Origin of the sequence: Coleofasciculus chthonoplastes PCC 7420 (genome assembly GCF_000155555.1) — a bacterium.
Classification (GTDB): domain Bacteria; phylum Cyanobacteriota; class Cyanobacteriia; order Cyanobacteriales; family Coleofasciculaceae; genus Coleofasciculus; species Coleofasciculus chthonoplastes_A.
On sequence record NZ_DS989851.1, the window covers coordinates 38,236 to 44,864 of the forward strand.

A 6,629-nucleotide genomic window follows, 5' to 3' on the forward strand; every position below is an offset into this window, starting at 1 on the left:
GGCGTCTTTTTCCACAAGTCCGAAAGTCCTAATCGATGTGTCTACTGCTATAAACCATTGAACCCGTTTTAACGGGTTTAAGCTTTTAGCCCCAACTTGAGTTGAGGGCTGACTCTAAAATCATCAAGCTACCCTGATTAGCCCCAGGTTTAGAGGTAAAGTATTGACATGATTGTCTACGCAAGGAGATTAGTTATGGTCGCGACTCGCGAAGTGATTATTCCCACAGGGATGGAACTCCTATATGAAAAATATCACTATTGTCCGGGTATTAGAATCGGAAATACAGTTTATGTCTCCGGTCAAGTGGGTCGCGACGAAAACTTACAAGTGGTTGAGGGAATAGAAGAACAATTTATCCAGGCGTTTGAAAATGTCAATAAAGTTCTTTTAACCGCAGGCGTAACCTTTGACAATGTTGTAGAACTTGTGACCTATCATGTCACAAATCCAGCCTCTATTCCAGCTTCAGAACCACTAATGATTCCCCATCTGTCGCTGTTTATGGAAGTAAAAGATCGGTACTTTATTGAGAAATATCCGACTTGGACAAAAGTAGGTGTCACCGCGTTGTCTGACCCTGGACTCATCGTGGAAATCAAGTGTACAGCGTTGCGATAAAATCTAAGCTGTCAGTCTGAAACAATGGAGAATCGCCGCCATAGAAGGATGCCAACTAACAATAAGTATGGCAAAGTAGACAGCAAAGCTCAAGACGTGGTGCATTTTAATGAAATTTCGATCCAAATTTGCTGAAAAAGGCTCAATTTCTGCAACAGATCAAACAATTCCCAGAAGGTTACTACATCCTAACTATCCGTTCTCCACCACTCGTTTCCCGTTTTTTTATGGCTGGATTATTGCGGTGGTTTGCACGATTGGGATCATTATGAGTATTCCGGGTCAAACTGTAGGAGTGAGCGTTTTCACGGATCATTTGCTACAGGCGACGGGTGTATCACGTTTGGAATTGAGTAATGCTTACCTGGTGGGAACCTTAACCAGTGGTCTCCTATTACCCATGGGGGGAGTGTTGCTTGACCGCTTTGGCGCACGAGTTATTGTGGTGGGTTCGTCGCTGTGGCTGGGGGGGACACTCTGTTATTTGAGTTTGTGCGATCGCATCGCTATCGTTGTCAATAGTATACTACCCCTTGATCATTCAGTTATTGCCCTAGTGATCCTCGGACTCGGCTTTACCAGCCTGCGCTTTTCCGGTCAAGGAATGCTGACAATGACCAGCCGTACCACCTTAGGCAAATGGTTTGACCGTCGTCGTGGGTTTGTCTCCGGTACAACCGGTGTATTTGTCTCCTTTAGCTTTTCCATTGCACCGTTAATTCTGAGTACCTGGATTAACAGCTTCGGTTGGCGATATACCTGGGTAACAATGGCAGCGATTGTGGGGATTGGCATGGGATTTGTTGGCTGGTTATTCTACCGAGATAATCCAGAAGAATGTGGTCTGATTATGGACGGAGACGCCACAACTCCAGCCACCACCGGAGACACTTTCGGTGAGAACAAGATACGAGATTTTACTCGTTCCCAAGCACTGCGTACCCGAATTTTTTGGGCAGTCACGTTAACCTTATCTTCTCACGCTTTAGTCGTTACCGGGATTACCTTTCACATCGTTGATATTGGCGCAGAAGCAGGATTATCGCAAATTCAGGCAGTATCTCTATTCTTACCCATGGCAATTCTCTCCACGATTGTGGGATATTCAATGGGACTAAGCGCCGACCGAGTTTCTTTGAAATATCTATTCTTGTTCATGATTGTGTTTCAAGCTATCGGCTTTACTTGTGCCGCAAACCTGGGTATAGGCTGGTTACGGGGACTGACAATTGTGGGATTAGGTGCAAGTGGCGGCTGTTTTAGCACCTTATCTACTGTAGCTTTACCCAGATTCTTTGGTCGAATGCATTTAGGGGCGATTGCTGGCGTTCAGATGATGAGTATGGTGTGCGCGAGTGCGATCGGACCTTCATTCTTAGCTGTATTTAAGGATCAATTGGGTTCCTATCAACCGGGTCTCTACACTTGTGCTATACTCCCAGTCATTACACTAATTCTGACTCTTTTTTCCCATAATCCACAGCAGTAAAATGACGGCGAATCTAGCCTAATTTTTGGGAACAGAAAACGTTATTATGTCCAGTTAAACGCTGGCTTAATTCGGCATATTCTGTTCCCCATTCCCAGAAAAACTTGGCTTTCCACCACCTGTCCGACAGCGAAAAAAAACCTAATGAACAAAAAGGTCAAGAACTTATTCACATCGATTGGTATCTTCGTCTTTTGGGTTTAAATAGGTCGGCAGAAACATTTGATAGCATAACCCAAAACCAGAATGATACCGAGTTGCGTTCTATCATGTCATGCTGAGCGAAGCGAAGAATCTGGACAGATGCTTCGCTACTGTTCCTTCGCTTCGCTCAGGACTTCGCTCAGCATGACAAATTCTACCTTAGACTGCAACTTGGTATGAGACTCAATTCTAACGGGTATACGGAAGGATGCTTCGCTTTTTTTTTGCCGGGAAGGGAGAGAATTCAAAGCCTCTCTCCTTGCAGGAGAGAGGTTTGGAGAGAGGTTTTCCAGACTCCGTGAAAAGTAAGAAATGCTATCCCCTCATAATCCCAGAATTTCCCAGGATTTTTCGACAACTTCATCGGGGTCAAAGGGCTTAGTCATATACAAATCCGCCCCGACTTGTTGTCCTTTTTCTTTATCAAACTCTTGTCCCTTTGCCGTTAACATAATAATGTAGACATCTTTAATATCCAGATTGTTTTTAACCGCATAACAGACATCAAAACCATTCATTTTCGGCATCATCACATCCAGAAACACTAAATCTGGTTTTTCCAGTTTAATGGTTTCAATTGCCTCTTCCCCATTTTCCGCAATCAGGACTTCTACGCCTTCATCTTCCAATTCCTCTAAAGTTTGTGCCATTAACAGGCGAATATGCGGTTCATCATCAACAATCAAGATTTTCTTGTCCATCTTAATAGATCACTTCAAATACATCTACAGGCTTTTTCTTACCCTTAACTTGCACAGTGCCAACTTCCTTAAAATCAAACAGATTATAGGTAACATCATAGACACTGCGACACACCAAAATTTGTTCCCCTTTGGCAATAGATTGTAGACGAGAGGCAATATTGACCTTATCCCCAATAGCAGTATAATCCATGTGCTGAGGAGAGCCAACATTTCCCACAATCACTTCCCCTGAACTGATACCAATTCCGGTAATAAAATTTTGGCGAATCCAAGGAACCGGAATGGCTTTGATCCGCTTTTGCATTTCAATTGCTGTTTTAATCGCACCTTGCTCACTGTAAACTAAGCGAGAGGGAGCGCCAAACATTGCCACAATCATATCACCCACAAACTTATTGACAGTTCCGCCATTGCTGAAAATTACATCAACCATGTGGGTAAAATATTCATTCAAGTATTCGACGATTAGTTCCGGAGGTAATTCCTCACATTTCGTGGTAAAATTTCTAATATCTGAAAATAAAATGGCAATATCCCGTTTAGCTGGCTCGAAGGAAAAATCATCTTTTTCTTCAAGGATGGCTTCAACAACTTTAGCCGAGACATAACGTTCGAGATTACTTTTAATCCGCTCTTCTTTGAGTTTTTGTTCATGCAACATTGCATTTTCAATAGCAGATGCTGCTTGGGATGCTAAAGCCGTCAATAACTTTAAATCAGCCGCCGTATAATTAATTGGCTCTTGATGACTAATATTAATCACCCCAATGATACCATCTTTGGTTTGCAGAGGAGCGCAAATCAGAGAGTAAATTTGATTCCGACCTTCGACAAATCGAATATCCGCCTGCACATTATTAATAATTTCGGCTTTACCCGTCAAAATTAAATTCCCAGCGATTCCTCTCCCCAATGCCAATGGCGCTTTTGGGTCATATTCTTGACCAATGGCAGCGACTAACTCAAACTCACTCGTGTCGGGATTTAATAACATGAGTGAACCACTGGTGGCTTTAATTAATCGCGTGGCTTCATCAATGATTAAGTTGGCAACTTGTTTTAGATCAAGGCAAGCGGTTAACCGTCCTGATATATTATAAAGCATGTTAATCTCTTTATATTTATCCAAGGTTTCCCGCGCCAGCATTTTTTCCTGAATTTCTTTATTTGCAATATAACTCAGGAGGGACGCCAACGATGCGGCTTTTTCACCCCCTGAGATCCAACCAATAATATCATCAGCCAGCTTTACCGGATAATGTCCCAGTTCCTTTTGATTTTCTTCACCAAAAAGGAGACGACCCTGGGTATCCTGAATCAGAATCGGTGTCTCCATGACGGCACTCATTTCCTTAATCAGAGATAAAACATCCTTTTTATTCAGCAACTTTTTTAGACTGATGGTTACCATCTGCTTTTTCATTCGCTAATAAGAGAAAAAATACATTTTCCAGCCCCTTTTCAAAGCGCAGGGTTTTCACAATATTATATCGCTCCGACAACTCAGAATTGACAATAATCATATCCGGCTTAACGGAAATAGCTTTTTCTTTAAAATCCTCCCCATCAAAGACCTCAATCACATTATATCCTCTGGTGGTTAGGACATCAGCCAGGGTTTTAACGGTGGATATATTTTCATCAACGACTAATATTTTCTTTTTAGAACTTCCTTGAGCAATTAAAGAATCGATTTCCTGAAGCAATTGTTCTGATTCAAAGGGTTTAGTGATATACTTGTCGATTCCTAATCGATAACCTCGTTCGTGGTCTTCAATAATGGACAAAATAATAATTGGAATGTCCATAGTTGATGGGTCATTTTTTAATACAGCAGCAACATCAAAACCATTCATTTCCGGCATCATCACATCCAGAGTAATTAGATCGGGTCGTTCTTGCTTAACGAGTGCGATCGCTTCTAGACCATCTTTGGCTTCCCGGACTTGATATCCCCGTGACTCGAGTTCTTGTCGCAACAGTTGACGAATTAAGGCTTCATTATCGACAACCAGTACTGTTCTATTGGAAGTCTTTTTCGTGGATGATTTGTCAGGGGTGACCGTTACTTGAAGCTGCTTAACCAATGTGTCCATATCCATCATATTTACTTGGACAGGTAGATTAGTATGAATGGGAAGAGTAAACGAAAATGTACTTCCTTTTTTGAACTCACTTTCGACCCAAATTCTGCCACCATGATGTTCGACAATTTGTTTACATATCGGTAATCCTAGACCGGTTCCTTTCGGTTTATCTGTTAACGTATCCCCAACTTGCTTAAATTTTTCAAAGACTTGAGGCTGATCAGCAGGAGCAATACCCATACCTGTATCAATAACACTAATAATAATTTCACTATGCCTTTGTGTCGCTCGGCAGGTTATTGTTCCTTTTTGAGTAAACTTAACAGCATTGGAAATTAAATTAATCAGAACTTGAATCAGTCTATCTTTATCCCCAGAGATTTCTGGAAGCTCAGTTTCCACCTTTTTAATAAATTGAATGTGTTTAGTCTCAAATAACGAGGATGTCGCCGCGATTGCCCGTTCAATAATCTCGTGAACCAACAACGGCTGCATATTCCAATCAACTTTCCCGGCTTCCATTTTGGCAATATCGAGAACATCATTAATTAAAGCCGTTAACCGTTCTCCTTCCGAGACAATAATAGTGACATTATCTTTGACTTGGCGAACAGTTCGCTGAATTTTCTTGTTGTCGGTTTGGACTTGGGGAAAAATGACATCTTCGAGTTTTTTCTTGATAATTTTGGTAAATCCCAAGACAGAAGTTAGCGGGGTTCTTAATTCGTGAGAAACGGTAGAGATAAAATCCGTTTTCATCTGATCCACTTCTTTTTCAACGGTAATATCTCGAATCAAGATAACTGAACCCAGAAACTCCTCAACTGCACCATCAGCCAAAGCCACCTTATCAATGGCGGTAGCTACAGCTTTACCAATACGTCCCCCCGCTAGATCAATTTCTGCGGTAAAGACTTCCCGGTGATGGTTTTGGGTTTGGGTGACTAATTCCACTAACTCGCTGTTTAATATATCTTGACCCTTTTTATCCGTAATATCCAGTTCTCCTAACCCTAACATCCGGAGGAAAGCGGGATTAAACTGAGATATTTTTCCTTGAGTGTCGGTAACCAGTAAGCCATCAACTAAATTATTAATAATAGCTGTTAAATGAGCGGTTCTTTCTTCAACGCGACCTTCGAGAATTTGATTAATACTTTCAACATGCTGGCGAGTATCTGCTTCAGTTTTCTGTAAGCGTTTGGCTTCCGATTCAGCTTGTTTTAAGAATTGTTCGCGGACGTAGACTTTAACCGCCATTGAATTGAACAGATTTGCCAAACGTCCTAACTCATCTTTGCGAGTATCATCCAGTTGAATATTCAAATCTCCAGCCGCAATTCGTTCCGTTGCTCCCATCAACTCAATTAAGGGATTCGTAACTTGGCGACGCAGGACAAAATAGAGGACTAACAGTTCAAGTACAAGTGCTACAAGTCCTAACCCCAGAATAAATCCCGGCTGTGTCTCGGGCGGGTTTGGCTAAAATTGACTGGGGAAAAACGGTAACTAAATACCAATCCG

5 protein-coding genes are annotated in these 6,629 nt (G+C 41.9%); 2 read left to right on the forward strand and 3 right to left on the reverse strand.

All coding sequences use genetic code 11. The annotated features are described in order from the left end of the window. Positions 1–195: 195 nt before the first annotated feature. On the forward strand, positions 196–621 hold the full coding sequence (locus MC7420_RS16075) for a RidA family protein (RefSeq protein ID WP_006101666.1): 426 nt from the start codon (positions 196–198) through the stop codon (positions 619–621). A gap of 109 nt (positions 622–730) precedes the next feature. Further along, on the forward strand, positions 731–2,110 hold the full coding sequence (locus tag MC7420_RS16080; RefSeq protein ID WP_157453195.1) for an MFS transporter: 1,380 nt from the start codon (positions 731–733) through the stop codon (positions 2,108–2,110). 527 nt (positions 2,111–2,637) lie between these two features. Here the strand turns inward: MC7420_RS16080 and MC7420_RS16085 are convergent. Genes MC7420_RS16085 through MC7420_RS16095 form a run of 3 tightly spaced genes read right to left on the reverse strand, consistent with a single transcriptional unit; the run spans position 2,638 to position 6,557 of the window. After that, positions 2,638–3,015 carry a response regulator transcription factor gene (locus tag MC7420_RS16085; protein ID WP_006101731.1) on the reverse strand — a complete coding sequence of 126 codons (378 nt, stop codon included), beginning with the start codon at positions 3,013–3,015 and terminating at the stop codon, positions 2,638–2,640. 1 nt (position 3,016) lies between these two features. Then, on the reverse strand, positions 3,017–4,429 hold the full coding sequence (locus MC7420_RS16090) for an adenylate/guanylate cyclase domain-containing protein (protein ID WP_006101775.1): 1,413 nt from the start codon (positions 4,427–4,429) through the stop codon (positions 3,017–3,019). Further along, positions 4,395–6,557, reverse strand: coding sequence for a response regulator (locus tag MC7420_RS16095; RefSeq protein ID WP_315897227.1), 2,163 nt, complete (start codon positions 6,555–6,557; stop codon positions 4,395–4,397). The genes MC7420_RS16090 and MC7420_RS16095 overlap by 35 nt, the downstream gene beginning before the upstream one ends. Between the last annotated feature and the right edge of the window lie 72 nt (positions 6,558–6,629).

Bases quoted from the DNA above. Each gene is read 5' to 3' on its own strand.
- MC7420_RS16075 (WP_006101666.1), top strand. From the start codon at position 196: ATGGTCGCGACTCGCGAAGTGATTATTCCCACAGGGATGGAACTCCTA.
- MC7420_RS16085 (WP_006101731.1), bottom strand. From the start codon at position 3,015: ATGGACAAGAAAATCTTGATTGTTGATGATGAACCGCATATTCGCCTG.
- MC7420_RS16090 (WP_006101775.1), bottom strand. From the start codon at position 4,429: ATGGTAACCATCAGTCTAAAAAAGTTGCTGAATAAAAAGGATGTTTTA.
- MC7420_RS16080 (WP_157453195.1), top strand. From the start codon at position 731: ATGAAATTTCGATCCAAATTTGCTGAAAAAGGCTCAATTTCTGCAACA.